1 protein-coding gene and 1 pseudogene are annotated in these 659 nt (G+C 62.7%); both read right to left on the bottom strand.

Going from position 1 to position 659, the window contains the following annotated elements:
- Nucleotides 1–180, bottom strand: a 180-nt coding sequence (locus IVB01_RS19355; RefSeq protein WP_247458317.1) for an efflux RND transporter permease subunit, incomplete at its 3' end; no start/stop codon positions are given.
- Between the two features lie 73 nt (nt 181–253).
- Nucleotides 254–659 (bottom strand): annotated as a pseudogene (locus IVB01_RS19350) (efflux transporter periplasmic adaptor subunit); the annotation flags it as partial.

Genomic DNA, 659 nt, shown 5'->3' with positions numbered 1-659 from the left:
CTGGATCAGGTCCGCGGATGCGCCGGGATACACGGTCGTGATGTTGATGACGGTGTTCGACAGCTTCGGATACTGCCGGATCGGCAGCACCATCGCCGCGCGCAGGCCTATCAGCAGGATCAGCAGGCTGACGACGACCGACAGGACCGGTCGCTTGATGAAAATGTCGGTAAAGGCCATCGCGGCGATCTCGATTTCTATGTCTCAAGAAGCGTGATCCGGCCGAGCCGGATCACGCGAATGTTGTAATGGGTCAGTAGCGCGGCGGCTGCGCCGGGATTGCCGGGGCCGGGTCGGTCGAGATCGACACCGGGGCGCCCGATTGCAGCTTGAGCTGGCCGACGGCGACGACTTTGTCGCCCGGCTTCAGACCCTTGACGATCTCGACGCGACCTTCGACCCGATTGCCGGTCTGCACGAAGGTGCGTACCGCAGAGAGACTGGTCTTACCGTCTTCTTCCTTCTTCTCGGTGATCACGAACACCGAGTCGCCGTACAGCGTGTAGTCGACCGCTGTCTCCGGAACGGTGATCACGGCCGGCTTCTCCGGCAGCACCACCGTGGTGGTGACGAACATGCCGGGCTTCAGGATCTTCTCCGGATTGGCGATGGTCGCCTGCACGCGGATGTTGCGGGTATCGGTCGCGATCTGCGGCTCG

This window comes from Bradyrhizobium sp. 164 (assembly GCF_023073715.1).
Lineage (GTDB): Bacteria > Pseudomonadota > Alphaproteobacteria > Rhizobiales > Xanthobacteraceae > Bradyrhizobium.
Note: the sequence above shows the minus strand (reverse complement) of the source record. Positions and strands in the feature narration are given on the sequence as shown.